Origin of the sequence: Microcystis viridis FACHB-1342 (assembly GCF_014698335.1) — a bacterium.
Taxonomy (GTDB): domain Bacteria; phylum Cyanobacteriota; class Cyanobacteriia; order Cyanobacteriales; family Microcystaceae; genus Microcystis; species Microcystis ichthyoblabe_A.
This window is the reverse complement of record NZ_JACJSV010000002.1, coordinates 133336-153850: the sequence shown is the minus strand read 5'-3', so window position 1 is coordinate 153850 and position 20515 is coordinate 133336. Positions and strand designations below refer to the sequence as shown.

Here is a 20515-nt window from a genome sequence, read left to right as displayed (position 1 = left end):
TCACCCTTAGGATAACTGCTGTATAACTTTTAGAAATTCCACAGCACGGGATTATCATCTAAGAAATCAGTTACCTGTTTACCAATATTATCAATTAATTTTAGGTCTTCTGGGATTAAATTAATTGTCATTGCTTGAGCGTTATTAACTGCTTGAGCGGCATTTCTTACCCCAGCAATTGCATTAGTTTGAGGTTGCTTAATTAACCAAGCAAGAGATAATTGAGCTAGGGAACAATTATAGCGGTTAGCAATCGGTTCTAATTGATTTAAAGCCGCTTGTACCCTCTGAAAGTTTTCGCCATGAAAGAGTTTATTTTTAATTCTATGATCCTCTGCTGCCAACTGATAACCGTTTCTAAATTTTCCTGTTAATAAACCTTGGGCAAGGGGAGAATAGGCCAGAATAGAAATATTATTGTCTATACAATAGGGCATAATTTCCTTTTCTACCGAGCGCCAAAAGAGAGAATAGGGAGGTTGAATACTCTCAATTCTGCCGTATTGACGAGCTTCTTCCAGTTGAGAGCGGGAGAAATTGGAAACCCCTATAGCGCGAATTTTTCCCTGTGCTTTCAGATAATTAAGAGCGGCCATAGTTTCAGAAATAGGCACTATTTCCGTGTTCCATGAGCCACTAGGCCAATGAATTTGATAAAGATCGATATAATCAGTTTGGAGGTTTTTTAAAGAGCGATCGCAAGCTGCGATAACTTGCTCATATTTAAGGTGATTAGCAAAAACTTTGGTGGCATAAATTACCTGTTCTCGCACATCGGCCAAAGCTTGAGCGACAATCGATTCCGAGTGACCTTCCCCGTAGATTTCGGCTGTATCTATAGTGGTAATTCCTGCCTCAAAAGCGGCACGAATAGCCCTAATACTTTCCTCATCTTCAATACCTGCCCACATCTTTTTTCCTGCTTGCCAAGTACCCACGAGAAGGGGAGTAATTTCTATATTAGTCTGACCGAGATAGCGTTTTTGCATAACAGTTTTTTTGATGGGTTAAGTATGCTTAGGGTTTTAGTCGAGTTTAGGGTTTAAAATCTCAGCTAAAGAGGACTAAAGTGACAAGGATAAAAACCTTTACCAGTAGGGGTGTAAAGAACAAACTTAACAAGCCACAAAAAAGGCCTAATAAGCGGGTACTGAGGCTAATTATTTCGCCGTGAACATTGTAGCTAATCGACAGGGAGATTAGGGCTAGAGTAAGGAGAAAAATCATAGTTTTCTTTCCTGAGTTTATCGAGCAGAAAAGCCGTGACCGCTCACGACTTTTCGCCGTTTCTATATCTATTATTAGCTCGATTACTTAGCTAATGACATCCGGGTAAAGTAAACTTTTTTAACGTAAAAGATTTAACAATCCGTTGAAGATACCGGTAACACCAGTAAAGGGACTTAAAACCGTACCTAGGGTATCGGTAGTGGCGGCCAGACCGCTACGATGAACCACCACCACATCATTATTGCGGAGAATCGGGTTAGTTTTCTCGTTGATACCCTGGGAAAAATCGATGTTAATTGAGGTTTTGGTGACGGTTCCGTTAGGATTGAGACGAATTAATTCCACTGTGGACTGATTAGCGCGACGCTTATCAAAGTCTCCTGCGGTTAAAATTGCCTGATTGAGAGGGGTATTGGGAGGAACTTCAATTGTTCCCGGTTTTTTCACCTCCCCGACCACTTTCACGTTAATGGTTTTAGGGGCAAAACTGGCCGATGCTAGGGTTTCTGATTCCTGGGCCGAGATTTCAGTAGCGGTAGGGATAATCACCGTATCTCCTTCTTGAAGAAAGATATCGCTGGTTATATCACCTTTTTCGAGCAAACTCCAGAGATCTACAGGAATTTTCTGCTGGGAACCGTCACGGGTATAACGCAGCACTTGCACCTGTCGGATATCAGCGAGGGGTTTGATACCTCCCGCTTCTTGGATAGCTTGGGTTAGTCGGGCTGGTTGTCGTCGAATTCCGCGATTATTCTCTGTGGTGACGGTGTTAACTTGATTGGGGACAATACGATGGGAGCCAGGACGATAAACTTCTCCCACCACAGTAACATTAATTTCTCGATCGCTATCTAGTCCAAAATTGGCATCGGCTAATTGATTGACTTCCCCGACACTAAGGGTCGTTTTAGTGGGAATAACAATGCTATCACCATCTCTAAGGCTAATATCTTGGGTTGTATCGCCTTTTTGGATTAATTGCCAGAGATTGGCTTGAATCAGCTGTTCTTGTCCCTTGAGGTTGCGTCGGATTTGAACTTGACCAATATCGGCCACCGTAGTCACTCCCCCCGCTTGCCGGATTATTTCCGTCAATAGGGGCGTTTTTTGGCTTTGTTCGGGGTTAATTGTATAAGTACCCGGACGATTGACTTCCCCCGCGATGGCGATTTGCAGAGGCCGGGGGGTGAGAACGCTAACAGTAACCACGGGACGTTTGAGATAGGTGGTGTAACGTTTGGCCAGGGTTTGGCTGGCTTCGGTGACGGTCATTCCCTCCACTTTGACGCTACCAATCAGAGGTAAAGTTAGGGTTCCATCGGGTAAGACGAGGAAATCGCCGCTTAAATCCGCGACTTGGTAGATGGTGACGCGCACTTTATCCCCTTCTCCTAGGGTGTAATCTTTGCTTTCTGCGGGGATAGGGGCAATCGCTTCTTTAGGGGGTGCAGCACTACTAGGAGGAGTAGCTTGGACTGGGCGAGCCTCTAAGGAAGTTAGAGGGGCAATAGTGCCGATAATTAATAGATAACGCAGTGATTTGCTGATTAAATGCTGTAATTGGCTGCTATTTAACATGATCAATAGGATTAATTTTATTGCTAACATTGGCGATCAGTGTAGCACAAATAGTCGATCGCCTATGGAAACCCCCTGTAATATCGCATCTATCGAGAGTTACCGCTAACTGTAAGATGGTTTTAACGATTGCCTGTATGTAAAGGGGTATATTAATTTTATGACAGCTACTAGCACAATTCCCGATTTTTGTCAAGGGATAAAATATTTTGGGGGTTCCTTACCCGAATTTGATAAATATGCAGGAAAAGCCGCTATCGCTGAGGGAAAAACTGCTATTAGTGCCGCTAATGACCCAAATGCTATCTATCAAACCCTCCTAGCCGCCGATGCTTTGCGTTACCTCACCCTACAAATCACCGCTACCAAAGAATCGGGACACCCTGGCGGTTTTGCCAGCGCTGCCGACGTAATTGCCTCTTTGATGATGTTAGGCCAGAAAAATATCTTCACCGAAGTGGGCCATCATGCCCCCGGTTTTTATAGTAACGTCTTTCTCGATCGCTCTCTCGAAGCCATGGGCATCAGCAACGTCACCGAATTGGGAGAACGTTTTCGGGAAAAACACGGACTTTTAGGGCATCTTTCTGGACAAATCCCCGGACTGCTCGGGCCGGCCGGTCCTTTGGGCCAAGGACAACATTTCGCCATGGCGGCGGCCAAATTACACCCTAATACCCTTTTCCCTGTGACTATCGGGGATGGTGGTTTAGGAGAACCCTACATTATGAGTAGTTTTGGTCATTTTCACACTGCTTATCCAGAAATTACTAATTTTTTGCCGATTTTAGTCTGGAATGGCTATTCCCAAGAACACCATAGCATGGTGTCCCTGAAAACTAACGCCGAAATGGAAGCCTATTGGCGCGGTAATGGTTTCGAGGAAGTGATTCTTATTAATGCTAAAGACTTCGATGATGCTAATCAAAATGGGGAATATGTAGATAGCACCAAATTCTCTTTTAACCAGCGTCTGGAGTTCATGAAAGCGGTGTTAATAGCCACGGATAAAGCCGCCCAATTAGCCCTAGGTGGTAAACTAACGGTGATCATTATTAAACAACTGAAAGGGGCGGGAGTTCACAAACGGGGAGCGGCTTCCCATAATCTTTATCCGGGAGATTCTCTAGAAAAAGATTATATCGTTGCTGCCTTACAAGAACGCGCTTTACTCCCTGAAGCTTGGGCAATTGTTCGTACTAATTTCGAGCGCTCTGGAGGGGGTCCGGCAGCGGAAACAGTGGTAACGGAAAAAGTCTTACCGCTGCCGGATTTAGGAACCTTACCGATGACCGAATATACTGTGGGTGGAGATAAAAAAGTGGCCACCACTGCTATGGGGGAATTAGTGGTAGCTGTGGGTAAAGCTGACCCCAATTTTGTTGTCACTAATGCTGATGGTAATGCCGCTTCGGGAATTAATAATATTAACGTCGGTTTAAAGATTATTCACCCCACCAGCGATGATACCTATTTCCAGAGTCCTAAAGGTCAAGTTTATGAGCCTTTAAGCGAGGATGCCTGTGCTGGTTTAGCCGTCGGTTTATCTCTCTTGGGAGCGCGGACTTTATGGTGTTCCTACGAGTCTTTTGCTATCAATGGTTTACCGATTTGGCAGACTGTAACCCAAGCGATGGCCGAGTTACGTCGTCCCACCCCTTCTACTATTACTTTATTCACCGCCGGAGCCTTGGAGCAAGGACGTAATGGTTGGACACACCAACGCCCAGAGATTGAAAATTATTTCGCCGCTATGATGCGAAATGGTAATATTTTCCCTCTCTTTCCCTGCGATGCTAACAGTATTCAAGTCTGCTATGAATGGGCGTTAAGAACTAGCAATAAAGGCATTACAATCACCGCTAGTAAATCGCCTTTACCGGTGCGAACCACCTTTGAGCAAACCCGTCAAGCTTTAGAAAAAGGCGGCGTAATTCTCCACGAATCGGAAGGCAGCAAAAAAGTCGTTTTTGCCGTCATTGGTGATATGACTTTATTACCCGTCTTTGAGTCTGCACAACAGTTAGAAGCAGCAGGAATCGGGGTAAAAATCGTCTCGGTAATTAATCCCCGTCGTCTCTATCGTCCTAGCGATGTGATGAGTGAAACTAGCTCGGAAGCGGATAATAATTTCCTCGATGATGCTGGTTTTGAAAGTCTCTTTGCTGGTGATGCTTTAATCGGAGTAACCGGTGGTACAAGTGCCATGTTAGAACCGATTATGTTACGCAGTAATGCGCGTCGGGATGTCTTCGCTTGGAAACGGGGAGAAACCACCGCCAGCGCCGGGGAAATTATGGCCTATAATGGTTTAACTGCCAATGCTTTAACTACCCGTGCTACCCAGTTATTAGGCTAAGTTCCCAGTCAGTTTTTTTGATTATTCCCTACTTTCTTTGATTGGAAAATAGGGATTTTTTTCTGGTCACTTTTGCCAACGGGGTAAACTTTTAATAATTTTCCATAGGCGAGGATATTGGAGGGATAGATAGCGCTTAATATGGGATTTTAAACTAACTAAATCCTGAGATTCTTTCAGTTCTCTATCTTGATAAAAACGAATTAAATCATCCCGTCTTTTCAATAAAATTTTAATTTGTTGGTAATCTTCCGAGCTTAAAACTTGATGGGGTTGAATATTTTCTGGCAGCGGGCGCGGGATGTAAAAAGTTGTATGAGATGGTGATAATTCCTCGGCTGGACGTTCTTTAGTATAGAGATAGATAGAAAGAGATTTCCGGGATAAATGCCGTTGATTTTCTGGTAAATTAATCTGAGAAAATCCATGCCATGAATGTTCATTGGTTTCAAAAATAAGACAACGATTAAAGATAGGTACAAAAGATTTAATCTTATTTTCTTCTGGTTGACGAGGATTGGAATGTAACTCTAGATTTCCTCCCCAATCTGCTTGCCATTGGGGATTTAAATAGATTAATAAATTCAAGCGGCGATGATACCAGTGACGCTCATCGAGGTTAAAATCAATGTGAGGGTCTAATTCTTGACCCTGTAAATTTTCATGGGTTCCACCCCCATAAAAACTAGGGTCTGGAATTAAATTATCAATACCGGTTAATTGGGAAATTAACTCTAAAAACTCTTGAGCTTGAACGTAGCAGCCAAACTGTTGATAAACACCCCCCAAACCGATTAAATCCTCATTAACCGCCTTCCCGCCAACTTTTCCTAACTCACTAATGGCTTTTTGCGAATTAAAACTGGGAAAATTTTCTAGCAAAATTTGCGCTTGCTCCCTCACTAAAAAATTATCGATGACCAAATGCTTAAACGGTTGCGCTGTCTCAAAATCTTGACGATAGACAGGAGATTTCTCATAAACAAGGGGATTGATAAACATTAGACAGCTTTTTTGTTGGTATGATAAATTGTAGCAATCAAACTAGCAAAATAAAGATTAACTCTCCTATTGACCTCATCGCCTATGGACTGGTGGCACAAACTCAAAGATAATCCTCTCGCCCGTTGGGGAGCAGTTTTACTGTTAATCTTCTATTTAAGCGTAATGGCGGCGGATTTTGTCGCTCCCTACTCTCCCTACTCCTCCCAACCCGGTCAGTCTCTCTTACCCCCTACCCAAATCTTTTGGCGCTCGCAGTCGGGAAGTAACAAGGGTGAGTGGATTGGCCCCCACGTCTATCCCACCACTCAAAGTGCTATTAATATAGAAACTGGTGAGCGGAAGCTAATGAGAGATTTTAACAAACCCTTGCCGCTGCGTCTCTTGGTTCAGGGTGAAACCTATAATTTTGGTCAAATTCGCCTACCTTTGCCGCCAAAATGGGATGAAGTAACTTTATTCCCCGGTATCCCTTTTGATCTCCATCTGTTCGGGGTCATCGGCGATGGTAGAATCAATATATTGGGAACTGACGAATCGGGACGCGATAGTTTTAGTCGCCTGATTTTCGGGGGCAGAATTAGTTTATTTATCGGTTTAGTCGGGATTTTAATTTCTTTCCCTATCGGTTTATTTGTCGGTGGCGTTTCTGGCTATTTTGGCGGTTGGTTAGATGGGATTTTAATGCGTTTTGTGGAAGTTTTAATGACTATCCCCGGCATATATTTACTCGTGGCCCTAGCGGCTGTTTTACCCGCAGGATTAACCAGCACCCAGCGCTTTTTATTAATCGTCTTGATTACTTCTTTTATCAGTTGGTCGGGATTAGCGCGGGTAATTCGCGGTCAAGTTTTATCCCTGAAAGAACAGGAATTTATTCAGGCCGCCAAAGCTATGGGAGCAAAACCCCTTTATATTATTCTGCGTCATGTGCTGCCCCAAACTGCCAGTTATATAATTATTTCTGCTACGTTAGCCGTGCCGGGGTTTATCGTGGCCGAATCGGTTTTAAGTTTAATTGGTTTGGGAATTCAACAGCCGGATCCTAGTTGGGGAAATATGCTTTCTCTGGCTACCAATGCCTCAATTATTGTTCTACAACCTTGGTTAATTTGGCCGCCTGCTTTGTTAATTATTCTCACCGTTTTAGCTTTTAATTTACTCGGTGATGGTTTACGCGATTCTCTAGATCCTCGCAATTTAGAGAGATAATTTAGCCATTATCAGTTATCAGTTATCAGTTATCAGTGAACTGATAACTGATAAGTCTCCCCACTCCCCCACTTCCCATTATGAATAAAATCAGTAAAACCTTTAATAATTTCGCCGATGGTTTAGTGATTTATAGTCAAAGATACGGGAAAATAAGCTGGTTAATATTTTTAATTATCTTTGCTTGTATCATGACGATAACCTTTAATTTTCCCGCACAATCCACCAATCAAACCCAAGAAAAACCAGAAATTCGTGGAGTTTGGTTAACTAATATCGATAGTGAGGTATTATTTAAACGGGAAACCCTAAAAGATGCCCTTGATAGGTTGGCCGATTTAAACTTTAACACTATTTATCCCACGGTCTGGAATTGGGGTTATACACTCTATCCTTCTAGGGTAGCAGAAAAAGTGACAGGACGAGCGATCGATCCCCATGAATCTTTAAAAAATCGCGACTTTTTAAAGGAAATAATTAGCCAAGGTCATCGGAAAAAATTAAGAATTATTCCCTGGTTTGAATTTGGTTTTATGGCTCCTGCGGATTCAGAATTAGCCAAACGACATCCCGATTGGTTAACCCAAAGACAGGATAAAAGTGTGATTTGGTGGGAAGGAAAAGTGCATCAACGGGTGTGGTTAAATCCCTTACATCCGCAAGTACAAAACTTTATTACGGATTTAGTCAGCGAGATTATTACTAACTACGATATAGAAGGAATTCAGTTTGATGATCATTTTGGTTATCCCACCGATTTTGGCTATGATGAAACCACGATTAAACTCTATCAAAGGGAACATTCTGGACAATTACCACCGCAAGATTACCAAGATAAAGCATGGATTCAATGGCGGGCCGATAAAATTACTGACTATATGAATAGTTTAGCCCAGACGATTAAAAAGCAGCAACCTAAAGCAATTATTTCCCTATCTCCTAATCCCTACACTTTCTCTCTAGAGTCCTATCTTTTAGATTGGCAAAAATGGCAGCAAAAAAACTTGATTGATGAGTTAATAATACAAGTGTATCGAACTGATATGAACGCCTTTGACTGGGAATTATCGCAACCAGAATTACAGCAAGCTAGAGAATCTATCCCCGTGGCTATTGGGATTTTATCTGGTTTAAAAGGTCGTCCGATTCCGATGGTTAATATTACTCAACAAGTGGAAAAATCGAGACAAAAAAATTTTGGTGTTTCTTTCTTTTTCTACGAAACTTTATGGAATATGAGCAATGAATCTCCTTCCTATCGACGCAGGATTTTTCGGGAAATACTCCAGTCTGCTAATCCTCGCTAAAATTAGGGAAAATTGCTGACTTTCAGCTAAATTATTGCCCTAACCCGGCTATAGTTTCTTAAGTTTATCTTTAAATTAAGAAAAAGCAGCAGGGAGAAACTAAAATCGCTAGAATGAAAGAAGACTCTCCCTTATCACTTTATTTATGCTGATCAGACATAACCGAAGCTCGATCGCTAAACCCATTTTACTGTTTCTCGGCTGCCTTGTGATCGGGGAGTTGGGGGTGTTAGTGGTGGCCAATAGCCTCTGGTTTACCGAGATGGGTTATTTAAACACTTTCCTGAAGCAATTATCTTGGCAACTAGGATTAGGTTGGGGAAGTGCGATTCTTTCTCTACTTTTTATCTTTACTAATTTACGTTTAGCCCAGCGTTTTCGTTGGCAAAAACCGAAAGAAGATAGTTATCCTCCCAGTCCTCAATCTCCCAGTATTAATTTACTCAGTCTTTTGATTATCGCAACGGGAATTGGAGCTTGGATTGGGTCAATGTTATTGTATTACAGTAAACTAGCCCTCAGTCTCTGGACACCAGATTTTAATCTCCCTAACCTTAGTTCTTCCCTAAGTTCTCCTCTGCAAATAGTTTGGATTAGGCAAGTATTAACCGATATTTCTAGTAATCTTTGGCAAGGGGTAATTATCGCTCTTTTAGTCTTGGGATTATTAATTAAAACCGAGTATTTTTTGAGAATAATATCTATAGTATTTACTGTAATGCTATCTTTTATTATTGCTGGGCAGTGGGCGAATTTTTTAAAATATTTTTATGGTGTTCCTTTCAATATTAACGATCCTCAATACGGGAATGATTTAGGTTTTTATATCTTTCAATTACCCCTGTGGCAGTTACTAGAATTATGGCTCGGTGGTGTGGGAATATATACTCTTTTTGCTGTTATTTTAACCTATCTTTTTTCGGGTAATAGTCTTTCTCTGGGAACATTTCCGGGGTTTTCCCGTCCGCAACTGCGTCATTTATACGCCCTGTGGAGTGGGTTAATGGGGCTGCTAGTATTACACCATATTATTCAGCGTTACCTGCTACTTTACTCTCCGGAAGGGGTAGTTTATGGTGCGGGTTATATCGATGTTCATGTTGGTCAATTTATTGAAATTATTCTGGGAATTATTGCAGGAATAACCTCTATATGGTTAGGAGAAAAAGCATTATTTGGTAAAAAAGACCGTCGCAAGTTATACAAAAATACTAAGAAAAAGTTGGTATTTTTCCCCTACTTAGTTCCTGTATTTCTCTATTTAATTGTTTGGATAAGTGGCACAAGTATCAGTGGACTATTGCAAAGAACTGTCGTACAACCGAATGAATTAGTGAGAGAAAGACCCTATATCGAAAGAAGTATTCAATCCACAAGAGCGGCTTTTTCCTTAGATAGAATTGATGCCCAAGTTTTCGATCCACAGGCCGAATTAAATGCCGAAGTTTTAGAGAGAAACCATCTAACTATCGATAATATTCGTCTTTGGGACACCAAACCACTGCTAGAAACTAACCGACAATTACAGCAAATTCGCTTATATTATAAATTCCCCGATGCTGATATCGATCGCTATCGGGTACGCGTAGGACTGCCTGAAAAAATCGAGGAACGTCAAATATCTGAAAAACAACAGACCATTATTGCCGCTAGAGAATTAGATTATAGTGCGGTTCCCACTTCTGCTAATACTTGGGTGAATAAACATCTCGTTTATACCCACGGTTATGGGTTCACTCTTTCCCCAGTTAATTTAGTGGCTGCCGGGGGTTTACCCTACTATTTTGTCAAAGATATCGGCACAAATAAAGACGAAGGAGCTCTACAAACCTCTAGCGAATTAATTGATTATAGTATTCCCATTGGTAAACCCCGCATTTACTACGGGGAATTAACTAATAATTATGTGATGACTCCCACCACCGCAGAAGAATTGGATTTTCCTAGCGGGGATGGAAATGTCTATAATACCTACGATGGAAAGGGAGGAATCTTAGTGGGGAAGGGGTGGAGACGTTGGCTATTTGCCCTTTATCTGCGGGATTGGCAAATGTTATTTAGCCAAGATTTTACTCCCGAAACTCGCTTATTAATGCGTCGTGATATCCAAAATCGCGTGCAAACTATCGCACCTTTTTTAAATTATGATCGCAACCCCTATTTAGTAGCGGCAGATGTGGGCGATAGTAGTAGTAAATTACATTGGATTATTGATGCTTATACTATCAGCGATCGCTATCCCTATTCTGACCCGGGTAAAGATAAATTTAACTATATTCGCAATTCGGTCAAAGTGGTAGTGGATGCCTATCATGGAACGGTGAATTTCTATGTTGCCGATGAAAATGATCCAATTATTCAGACGTGGAGTAAAATCTTTCCTCATCTCTTTAAATCTTTAGCAGAAATGCCGAAAACTCTCCGCAGTCATATCCGTTATCCCGAAGATTTATTTAGTACCCAAGCAGAAAGATTATTAACCTATCACATGACCGATCCGCAAGTATTTTATAATCGGGAGGATCAATGGGAAATTCCCCTAGAAATTTACGGCACGGAACCCCAGGCTGTATCACCCTATTATTTAATCATGAAACTGCCCGATTCCGACAAAGAAGAATTTATTCTCCTCCATCCCTATACTCCCTCTAGTCGGCAAAATTTAATCGCTTGGTTGGCAGCTCGTTCAGATGATAGAGAGTATGGTAAGTTATTGCTCTATCAATTTCCTAAACAAAGGTTAGTGTACGGACCGAATCAAATTGAGGCTTTAATTAACCAAGATCCAGATATTTCTCAACAGATTTCCCTTTGGAATCGGGACGGTTCTAAAGTTTTGCAAGGACACCTATTAATTATTCCCATTGAACAATCGCTGCTTTATGTAGAACCTTTGTATCTAGTGGCAGACCAAAATAGTGTCCCGACAATCGCTAGAGTAACAGTTGCTTATCAAAATAAAATTGTCATGGAACCAACCTTGAAGGAAGCTTTAGAAAAGCTATTCTCAGGCCATCAGAGTTAAATTGCCGCTAATTTGGCCACAAATTAGCAAGAAAGCTGAAATATCCCCGAATTTGCCCAGAAAATTGCCTGCTCTGGTTAATCAGCCAATTTTAAAATCCAGTATCATCAAAGGATTGAGTTATGCTTTTAATTGGAAAAGTGGGCAATTAATTCTGTGCGAGATGAATTAATTATTAAAGGGGTAAACTCCTCCACTGGTAATAATAAAATGCGATCAATGATCAGGGACAAATCTGGGTCTAAATTACCAAAACGAGCTTTCAATAAATTTTCTATCACCAGACGTTCTCCCTGTTGAAGACCCTGTTGAAGACCCTGTTGAAGACCCTGTTGAAGACCCTGTTGAAGACCCTGTTGAAGACCCTGTTGAAGACCCTGTTGAAGACCCTGCTGAAGACCCTGTTGAAGACCCTGTTGAAGACCCTGTTGAAGACCTTGTTGAAGACCTTGTTGACGGCCAGCATCCAGTTCTTCCTGAAGACGGGAAGTGTATAAAGGTGATAATCTCATAATTAACTCTCTGTCCTCCTGTTCAAGCTCTTGATCGTTAGTTAAAGAAGTTCTCAAGTTTAATAATAATTCTAGAGCATTTACCCGAAAAGGATGATCCTCTGGTAACGATTCTAGCTCATCGATCGCCCTTGCTTGTACTTTTCCCCGGCCTAAAATTCTTAACCAGAGAGTTGCTTCTGTTGGGGGTAATTGATGGATAACGGTGATTGCCGTGCGTAAAGAGGGAGCCAAAAAATAGATACCTTCCCCCCAATTCTCCTCATCTAATTTAGCTCCGAATCCTTCTAACAGTTGCGAGGAAGCGGTGGGAGTCAAAATCCAGAGACGGGGGATTTCTCCATCGTTAACATTCGTTTTCTGACGATTTGCTCGACGATTAATTTCTCCTTCCACTTCCAACAGTTTTAACAGACAAGTCCTAATTTCTGTAGCAGTGACAGGATTGCGAAAGGGTTCAAATAAACAGGGATTAATCGCCATTTTTCCCAGTAATCCTAGCAGTTCTCTCGGATTATTATCGAGAATCTGGGGTGAAAACCAGACATCGATTTCTCGTACTTCTCCTCGTACAACCCGTGCCGATTTTACTTCTCCCAGAGAAGATAATAATTCTTCGAGATAATCTTTAGCAAACTGGTCATGAATAAATCTAGTCATAGGTTTATCTAACGTGATTTAATAATTTATCTCGCAATTGCTTAATCCGAAATATCCCCGAATTTGCCCAGAAAATTGCCTGCTCTGGTTAATCAGCCAATTTTCAAATCCACTATCATCAAAAGATTGAGTTATGCTTTCAATTAGAAAAGTGGGCAATTAATTCTGTGCGAGATGAATTGAGTATTAAAGGGGTAAACTCCTCCACTGGTAATAATAAAATGCGATCGATGATTACGGACAAATCTGGGTCTAAATTACCAAAACGAGCTTTCAATAAATTTTCTACCACCAGACGTTCTCCTTGTTGAAGACCCTGTTGAAGACCCTGTTGAAGACCCTGTTGAAGACCCTGTTGAAGACCTTGTTGAAGACCTTGTTGAAGACCTTGTTGACGGCCAGCATCCAGTTCTTCCTGAAGACGGGAAGTGTATAAAGGTGATAATCTCATAATTAACTCTCTGTCCTCCTGTTCAAGCTCTTGATCGTTAGTTAAAGAAGTTCTCAAGTTTAATAATAATTCTAGAGCATTTACCCGAAAAGGATGATCCTCTGGTAACGATTCTAGCTCATCGATCGCCCTTGCTTGTACTTTTCCCCGGCCTAAAATTCTTAACCAGAGAGTTGCTTCTGTTGGGGGTAATTGATGGATAACGGTGATTGCCGTGCGTAAAGAGGGAGCCAAAAAATAGATACCTTCCCCCCAATTCTCCTCATCTAATTTAGCTCCGAATCCTCCTAACAGTTGCGAGGAAGCACTGGGAGTCAAAATCCAGAGACAGGGGATTTCTCCATCGTTAACATTCGTTTTCTGACGATTTGCTCGACGATTAATTTCTCCTTCCACTTCCAACAGTTTTAACAGACAAGTCCTAATTTCTGTAGCAGTGACAGGATTGCGAAAGGGTTCAAATAAACAGGGATTAATCGCCATTTTTCCCAGTAATCCTAGCAGTTCTCTCGGATTATTATCGAGAATCTGGGGTGAAAACCAGACATCGATTTCTCGTACTTCTCCTCGTACAACCCGTGCCGATTTTACTTCTCCCAGAGAAGATAATAATTCTTCGAGATAATCTTTAGCAAACTGGTCATGAATAAATCTAGTCATAGGTTTATCTAACGTGATTTAATAATTTATCTCGCAATTGCTTAATCCGATCACGATATTTAGCCGCTGCCTCGAATTCTAGATTTTTCGCCGCTTCTTTCATTTGCGCTTCTAGTTGTTGAATTAATTCGGGAATTTGTTCTAAAGAAAGTTCTTCTATATTCTCATAAACCTGATCTAATTGTTGGGAATTGAGACGACGGGAAATATCCAGAAAAGCCAAAATTGAATTACTCGACCTTTTAACAATCGGTTGCGGAATAATCCCATGTTTTTGGTTATATTCCTCTTGAATAGCTCGCCGTCTCTTAGTTTCTTCGATCGCATTAATCATACTATTAGTGAGATTATCTCCGTAAAGAATTGCCTGACCGCGAATATGACGAGCAGCCCGGCCAATAGTTTGAATTAAAGAGCGGGTAGCCCTTAAAAATCCTTCCTTATCTGCGTCTAAAATCGCTACTAGAGACACTTCCGGCAGGTCTAACCCCTCGCGAAGCAAATTCACCCCGATCAGCACGTCAAAGACCCCTTCTCGCAGGTCTTGGATAATTTCAATCCGTTGAATTGATTGAATTTCTGAATGTAGATATCTAACTTTAATTCCCCTTTCTTGCAAGTATTCGGTTAAATCTTCGGCCATGCGTTTGGTTAAAGTGGTAATCAAAACCCGTTCATTTAACCGCACTCGCTCCTTAATTTCCCCTAATAAATCATCCACTTGTCCCTCGGTTGGTCGCACAAAAATCTCTGGGTCTAAAACTCCCGTCGGTCGGATAATTTGTTCAACAATGTGATTTTCTGACTGTTCTAATTCCCAATCTCCCGGAGTGGCCGAAACAAAAATACATTGATTAACTTTCTGCCAAAATTCTTCCGACTTCAAAGGACGATTATCCGCAGCACTGGGTAAACGAAACCCGTGATCGATCAAAACTTTTTTTCGTGATTGATCGCCATTATACATCCCGCGAATCTGCGGCACACTGACATGAGATTCATCCACAACTAATAACCAATCTTGGGGAAAATAATCCACCAAACATTCCGGCGGTTCCCCCGCTAATCTACCCGCTAAATGCCGCGAATAATTTTCGACGCCATTACAATAACCCACTTCCTGCAACATTTCTAAATCATAACGAGTCCGTTGATCCAAACGTTGCGCTTCCAGTAATTTGCCCGCTTTTTCTAACTCCAATAAACGGTTATCTAACTCGGTTTTAATATCCCGACAGGCTACCTCTAAACGTTCCTCCGGGGTAACAAAGTGACGGGCCGGATAAATACTAATTCGCTCTAATTTTTGCAAAACTTCCCCCGTCAGGGGATCGAGATAACGAATACTTTCAATCTCATCGCCAAAAAAATCAATTTTAATAACCCGATCCTCGTAAGCGGGAACAATTTCCAAAATATCGCCCTTGAGACGAAAACGGCCGCGAGTTAACTCCAAATCATTGCGATTGTACTGCACTGACACCAAGGCCCGTAATAATTGCCTTTGGTCGAACTCTTGACCAACTGTTAAGGAAATCGCCGCTTTCAGGTATTCCGCCGGCATTCCCAAACCATAAATACAACTAATGGAAGCGACGACGATCACATCCCTGCGTTCAAACAGCGAGCGCGTGGCTGAATGGCGCAGCATATCGATCTCATCATTAATTGAAGAACTCTTTTCGATGTAGGTATCGCTGACAGGAATATAAGCCTCCGGTTGATAGTAGTCGTAATAGCTGATAAAGTATTCCACGGCGTTATTGGGGAAAAATTGCCGCAATTCGTTACATAATTGGGCAGCCAAGGTCTTATTATGGGCTAGGACAAGGGTAGGCCTGCCGATTTTCTCGATCACAGCGGCAATGGTGAAGGTTTTGCCGGTGCCAGTTGCCCCCAAGAGGGTTTGGAAACGATGCTGGTTTTGCAGGGAATCTACTAATTTATCGATCGCTGCCGGTTGATCCCCGGTGGGTTGAAAGGGTGCTTGTAGTTGAAAAGCGGTCATTAGCGGCTAGGTGTAGAGAACAGGCAAAATAAATTATCAATCAAATTACCAACACTGATAGGGTTTTGGGGAAAGAAAGATGTATCTTAATATTAGAGAGGATTTTAAAAAAAGATTAAAAGTCTTCGAGAATACCCTAAACTTAAATCTTATCGTTTCTCCGAAGCTATTAACGGAAAGGAGTATCAGGTTATGACGGTGGAAAATCTAGAAACGAACGGGACTCAAACCCCAGCAACTACAGAAGAAAAGACCAGCACACGCGGTAAAGCTACTACGGCTAAAACCGCCAAAGATAAAGAAGTGGTCGCCCTTTCGGTGAAAAACAACGCTGAATCGGCTTCCAAAGCCTTAAAATTCTATCAACCCGAACATCGCTTACCCGAAAATCGTCCTGTTGGTACTAGCCATCTTCACTTCACGGAAGATGAAATGTTACCCGGAGGCCGTCCCGTAGAAGTTAGCCATCTGAAAGTGGTTAGTACCTATTCTTCCGTAGGTGGATTGCGTCCTGTCGGCTCTAGTGGTATGGAAGTTAGCAGCACTCTAGCGATTTCTGGCAATCGTCCGATTGCTCTCAGTCATCTGCACATTAGCGAAACTTATACAGTCATGGGTAATCGTCCCGTTGCTTCCAATGAAATCGATGATCCCGAAACTTTAATGGGATTTTTGGATTAATTGTTTTGTTGATCAAGATAGATTTTTTCCCTGTCCCGGACGGGGAATTTATTTTTTTTAGCTCACCGTTTTTAATCCCGATGCTGTTTAAGCAAAAATTGTTCTTAATTGTCTCCTTTCTAATAGTGGTTTTTTGCGGTTTCGGATTATTAAATCTTACCTACGATGCTTCAGTTTTAGCACCGCAGCAATATTACCAGATTCGATCGCTTCATACTTTACAATACCAGAAAGTCTTAGAGAATGAACTGGGGCGAGCCGGATATCTACTGTTGTTAATGATAGTTGGAACCTTGCAAATACTAAAGCAAGCTAAGTTAGAGATATTAGCAGAAGCACTACCAATACCAATCCTGTTTGAGAGTCGGAGAAAAAAACTAAAAAGATTTTTCAAGCTGGAAATTCTGAATATTGAAAAAATCTGGTTTCCCTGCCTAAAAGAGCTGTTAAAACAGCAGCAGAGATTCACAACAAAAGGATTAGTATATATTGCCATAGACTGGACGAGTTGGGGAGCAATTAATATCTTGATGGTGAGTTTGATTTATAACAAAAAAGCCATGCCAATATATTGGTAGATATTAGATAAAAAAGGAAGTAGTAATCTCGAAGAACAGCAGCGAGTATTGGCGAAAATATTGACGGTGCTATCAGGTCATAAAATAGTGGTGTTAGGAGATAGAGAATTTTGCTCGGTCAGTCTTAGAAAGTGTCTTCAGAAAAAGAGTTTGTACTTTTGTTTAAGACAAAAACAAAGTACAAATGTCAAGACAAAAGAATGAATTTATCAAGAAATGAGAGAGTTAGGTTTAAGTCCAGGAACTAAACTATTTTTGAAGGATGTCAATATTACAAAAGAGCAGGGATTTGTCGAGTTTAACTTAGCGGGTAAGTGGAAAAAAACTACTGGGGTTTTCAAACAAAAGAACCTTGGTATATTCTGACTAACTTTGGAGATTTAGAGACGGCAATAATTGCCGATCAAAAAAGATTTGATATTGGGGATATGTTTCGAGATTTTAAGTCGGGAGGCTATAGCTTAGAAGGTTCTCAATTAGCACCGCAATACCTATCAAAGCTGATAATTGTTATAGCTATCGCCTCTACAAGTGCCACAATGCAAGGTAAAAAAATTAAGGATATGGGAATCCAAAAATATGTCACAAGACCTGAAACAAGATATAAAGGTCAACGCAGACACAGCAGTTTTTATGTGGGTCAACATCTCTATCATTGGCTCCAGCTACATCAAATGTTCCCAAAAAAATATAGAAGAGCTAATGCAAATTAGCCGCTATCGGTTGAAGGATTACATCAAAGGACAAAGAGCGATATCGCTTGCCCTATCTACCTTCTAGCTCGCTTGTCCCCCTCTCAGCTCTCAGAGTTAAATTCTAACACCTTAAAATCGGGAAAATCGACTACATACTGACTAATTGCTTCTTTTTTGGGCTGGGAGTAAGAAAAAATTACAATCGGATAAATCGGTAAGACAAATTTCTCATGAAAGCGAGCAAAATAAGTAAACATCCGCCGGTTAAACCACTTTCGAGAACTTTCCTGCGCCTCGACATAAATCAGAAAGAAAGATTCTTTTCCGCGAAACCTAACTTGTGCTACTAAGTCGCTTTCATGCCTTTCTCCTTCCGTGACATCGGTAAATACTTCTTTGTCTAAAAAAGTAATTGAGTCTGTGTCTAAATAATTCATTACTTCAGGAAAAAACAACTCAATAAATTCGACAAAAAAGGTGGAAATCAATTCCTTAAATAAGCGATCATGATCAACATTATTAGTCATGTAATATCATCTTAACTAATCTCATCGGTGAATGACTACCAGAAAATAACAACTCTTTGATTCTAACAAGTTTAAGGTTACTTGACAATACTTACGGTAAAAGTGGACATTAAATCAATAAAAGTTGACAAAAGTGTAGCGGGTTAGCTCACTCTTAGGATTATCCAGAAAACGGGTTTCTTTAAGAAACCCGTTTTCTATTATTTTAAAGAGGTTGAGAATATCCTCTCGTTGATAACCCTGTTCGTACAACCGTTTAGTGGCGTTGTCAAGTTTGAAGATGATGGCGCATCAGAGCAGACTTGAAAACGCTTTAACAGTAAGGCTCTCGTTGTGTCGCAATTCATTCTTCATATTCTGATCTGACAACGCCCGCTTCTTTGCGGGGGAGATAGGAGAATAAATAAAGGCAATCTCCTGACTCCTGACTCCTGATAACTGACTCCTGATAACTGACTCCTGATAACTGACTCCTGATAACTGACTCCTGATAACTGATAACTGAAAAGTTCCGCTAATCTTTAGATAAATTGCCAGAAACATACCAAGTAAAACCACCGCCGATGACTGCCATAACTGCTAAAGCTAATAGTACCGGTCGGAGTCCGAATTGAGTTTCGGCGATACCCGCAACAGCTAATGGTAAAGAGAGGGCAATATTAACGGCATTGTTTTCTAAACCAAAGACTTTACCGCGCATTTCGGGGGGTGTATCTGCCTGTAGGGTAGTTTGCATGGGAACCCCGACTAAAGCGGCAAAAATCCCTAATAAAGCGGTCATAGCGAAGGCTAAAATTAAACTCTTTGTTGCTAAAGATAAACCGATTAAAGCTGCCGCCATACCCAGAGAACCCCAGAGACTTAATTGGGTGTGGGAGAATTTTTGGCCCCAATAACCCAAAGTAATCGCACTAACTGCCATTCCTGCACCACAGGAGGCTAATAAAAAGCCGAATTGAGAAGCTTTTAACCCGGGTAGTTTTTCCGCCATACTGACGGCTAATACTGATAGAGCAGCAAAAATACAGAATAAGATGACTAATTGAATTAGGGCGTTACGAACTTTATGATTTTTGTTGAGGTAACGAATGCCGTCGCGGATATCTTCCCAAACATGGGGCTGTTCTGCGGTAGGAATAACATATTTTTCGCTAGTTCGCAGGATAATTAGAATTAAACCGGCAATTATATAAAAAGCACCGACAATCATCACTTTGCCAATATCAAATTGTCCGGCTCTCGTGCCGAAAATGCTATCAGCAAAAGCTAATAGAGGTTCACCGATGGCAAAACCGATAATTAATACTGCCATGGTGGTTAAAGTGTTGAGGGAATTTGCGGGCAGAAGATGACGACGTTTTACTACTAATGCCAGGGTAGATTGTTCGGCGGGGGCAAAAAATTGGGTTAAGGTGGAGACAAGAAAAGTAATGACTAACAACAGGAAAAAACCGAAGGGTAAATTAAATTCTCCTTGTAGCCGGTAATGCCAATTTCTTAAACCGTCAGGCAACCAACCGAGGGGAACCGCTAAAGTTTGCTCGCGCACTAACCATAATAATAGGGGTATGACGAGGACAAAAACCCCGCGTAAAAGGTTAGAAATAACTAAAACTTGTTTTTTTAACCATCTATCAACATATACACCCGCCACCGAACCCACTAACACCGCCGGAATTGTATTAGCAATCATTATCGCCGATACCCAGCCGCTAATCGATTGATCGGCTTCTTGGTAATGGGTGGCAATTAGGGAGATCATCAGGACTAAATAGAATTTATCCGCTAATTGGGAAAAAATTCCCCCCGCCCAGAGAATGAGAAAGCGCGGGTTTTTTAGCACTGGGGCAAAACCCTGACTAGGATTGGATTTGGGCGCACGTTTAGGCAAGCGGTTCATGGTTTCTGCGTCGGATTGCCTCGGTGAGGAATCGGAAGAATTAAAAACAGGAGTGGGGGAGGCGCTGGACGTAGCGTCGTCAGTTTCTGAGTCAAACAGTTGCATTATGATGATTTTTGCTATCTGT

Annotated in this window: 14 protein-coding genes and 1 pseudogene; 7 read left to right on the top strand and 8 right to left on the bottom strand. The window is 41.5% G+C overall.

Annotation, left to right across the window (positions count from 1 at the left end; translation table 11 throughout):
• Positions 1–29 precede the first annotated feature (29 nt).
• On the bottom strand, positions 30–989 hold the full coding sequence (locus H6G40_RS01720; RefSeq protein WP_069475117.1) for an aldo/keto reductase: 960 nt from the start codon (positions 987–989) through the stop codon (positions 30–32).
• A 358-nt stretch (positions 990–1347) separates the two neighbouring features.
• Positions 1348–2841: a polysaccharide biosynthesis/export family protein gene (locus tag H6G40_RS01715; RefSeq protein WP_123230849.1), complete on the bottom strand. Its 1494-nt coding sequence runs from the start codon at positions 2839–2841 to the stop codon at positions 1348–1350.
• A 130-nt stretch (positions 2842–2971) separates the two neighbouring features.
• On the opposite strand from H6G40_RS01715, the gene H6G40_RS01710 reads away from it, so the two are divergent.
• On the top strand, positions 2972–5170 hold the full coding sequence (locus tag H6G40_RS01710) for a phosphoketolase family protein (RefSeq protein ID WP_190537167.1): 2199 nt from the start codon (positions 2972–2974) through the stop codon (positions 5168–5170).
• A 66-nt stretch (positions 5171–5236) separates the two neighbouring features.
• On the opposite strand, the gene H6G40_RS01705 is transcribed toward H6G40_RS01710, so the two are convergent.
• Positions 5237–6172, bottom strand: coding sequence for a 2OG-Fe(II) oxygenase (locus H6G40_RS01705; RefSeq protein ID WP_069475119.1), 936 nt, complete (start codon positions 6170–6172; stop codon positions 5237–5239).
• Between the two features lie 84 nt (positions 6173–6256).
• Between H6G40_RS01705 and H6G40_RS01700 the strand changes: the two genes are divergently transcribed.
• From H6G40_RS01700 to H6G40_RS01690, 3 genes are all read left to right on the top strand, one after another.
• Positions 6257–7384 (top strand): ABC transporter permease, encoded by a 1128-nt coding sequence (locus H6G40_RS01700; protein ID WP_069475120.1) that lies wholly within the window; start codon positions 6257–6259, stop codon positions 7382–7384.
• An 80-nt stretch (positions 7385–7464) separates the two neighbouring features.
• On the top strand, positions 7465–8691 hold the full coding sequence (locus H6G40_RS01695) for a glycoside hydrolase family 10-like protein (RefSeq protein WP_002731661.1): 1227 nt from the start codon (positions 7465–7467) through the stop codon (positions 8689–8691).
• Positions 8692–8836: 145 nt separating this feature from the next.
• Positions 8837–11716: a UPF0182 family protein gene (locus H6G40_RS01690; protein ID WP_069475121.1), complete on the top strand. Its 2880-nt coding sequence runs from the start codon at positions 8837–8839 to the stop codon at positions 11714–11716.
• Positions 11717–11844: 128 nt separating this feature from the next.
• Here H6G40_RS01690 and H6G40_RS01685 read toward each other — a convergent pair whose 3' ends face one another.
• The 3 genes from H6G40_RS01685 to uvrB form a co-directional block, all read right to left on the bottom strand.
• Positions 11845–12888, bottom strand: coding sequence for a flagellar assembly protein H (locus H6G40_RS01685; RefSeq protein ID WP_069475122.1), 1044 nt, complete (start codon positions 12886–12888; stop codon positions 11845–11847).
• Positions 12889–13027: 139 nt separating this feature from the next.
• Complete coding sequence (locus H6G40_RS01680; protein WP_069475123.1) at positions 13028–13999, bottom strand: flagellar assembly protein H; 972 nt, start codon at positions 13997–13999, stop codon at positions 13028–13030.
• A 4-nt stretch (positions 14000–14003) separates the two neighbouring features.
• Positions 14004–16007 carry an excinuclease ABC subunit UvrB gene (gene uvrB / locus H6G40_RS01675; RefSeq protein WP_069475124.1) on the bottom strand — a complete coding sequence of 668 codons (2004 nt, stop codon included), beginning with the start codon at positions 16005–16007 and terminating at the stop codon, positions 14004–14006.
• A gap of 192 nt (positions 16008–16199) precedes the next feature.
• Between uvrB and H6G40_RS01670 the strand changes: the two genes are divergently transcribed.
• From H6G40_RS01670 to H6G40_RS22990, 3 genes are all read left to right on the top strand, one after another.
• Positions 16200–16688: a hypothetical protein gene (locus tag H6G40_RS01670; protein WP_002733480.1), complete on the top strand. Its 489-nt coding sequence runs from the start codon at positions 16200–16202 to the stop codon at positions 16686–16688.
• A 5-nt stretch (positions 16689–16693) separates the two neighbouring features.
• On the top strand, positions 16694–17266 hold the full coding sequence (locus tag H6G40_RS22995; protein ID WP_242028693.1) for a hypothetical protein: 573 nt from the start codon (positions 16694–16696) through the stop codon (positions 17264–17266).
• A gap of 314 nt (positions 17267–17580) precedes the next feature.
• A complete protein-coding gene (locus H6G40_RS22990) occupies positions 17581–17979 on the top strand; it encodes a hypothetical protein (protein WP_002734667.1) in 399 nt (132 codons plus the stop codon).
• A gap of 95 nt (positions 17980–18074) precedes the next feature.
• Here the strand turns inward: H6G40_RS22990 and H6G40_RS01655 are convergent.
• Together H6G40_RS01655 and H6G40_RS01650 are read right to left on the bottom strand one after the other, a co-directional pair.
• Positions 18075–18488, bottom strand: a pseudogene (locus H6G40_RS01655) (Rpn family recombination-promoting nuclease/putative transposase); the annotation flags it as partial.
• Positions 18489–19002: 514 nt separating this feature from the next.
• A complete protein-coding gene (locus H6G40_RS01650; protein WP_069475125.1) occupies positions 19003–20493 on the bottom strand; it encodes an MFS transporter in 1491 nt (496 codons plus the stop codon).
• Positions 20494–20515: the final 22 nt, after the last annotated feature.

Coding starts and splice junctions, on each gene's coding strand:
- H6G40_RS01720 (WP_069475117.1), bottom strand. CDS start 989: ATGCAAAAACGCTATCTCGGTCAGACTAATATAGAAATTACTCCCCTT.
- H6G40_RS01715 (WP_123230849.1), bottom strand. CDS start 2,841: ATGTTAGCAATAAAATTAATCCTATTGATCATGTTAAATAGCAGCCAA.
- H6G40_RS01710 (WP_190537167.1), top strand. CDS start 2,972: ATGACAGCTACTAGCACAATTCCCGATTTTTGTCAAGGGATAAAATAT.
- H6G40_RS01705 (WP_069475119.1), bottom strand. CDS start 6,172: ATGTTTATCAATCCCCTTGTTTATGAGAAATCTCCTGTCTATCGTCAA.
- H6G40_RS01700 (WP_069475120.1), top strand. CDS start 6,257: ATGGACTGGTGGCACAAACTCAAAGATAATCCTCTCGCCCGTTGGGGA.
- H6G40_RS01695 (WP_002731661.1), top strand. CDS start 7,465: ATGAATAAAATCAGTAAAACCTTTAATAATTTCGCCGATGGTTTAGTG.
- H6G40_RS01690 (WP_069475121.1), top strand. CDS start 8,837: ATGCTGATCAGACATAACCGAAGCTCGATCGCTAAACCCATTTTACTG.
- H6G40_RS01685 (WP_069475122.1), bottom strand. CDS start 12,888: ATGACTAGATTTATTCATGACCAGTTTGCTAAAGATTATCTCGAAGAA.
- H6G40_RS01680 (WP_069475123.1), bottom strand. CDS start 13,999: ATGACTAGATTTATTCATGACCAGTTTGCTAAAGATTATCTCGAAGAA.
- uvrB (WP_069475124.1), bottom strand. CDS start 16,007: ATGACCGCTTTTCAACTACAAGCACCCTTTCAACCCACCGGGGATCAA.
- H6G40_RS01670 (WP_002733480.1), top strand. CDS start 16,200: ATGACGGTGGAAAATCTAGAAACGAACGGGACTCAAACCCCAGCAACT.
- H6G40_RS01650 (WP_069475125.1), bottom strand. CDS start 20,493: ATGCAACTGTTTGACTCAGAAACTGACGACGCTACGTCCAGCGCCTCC.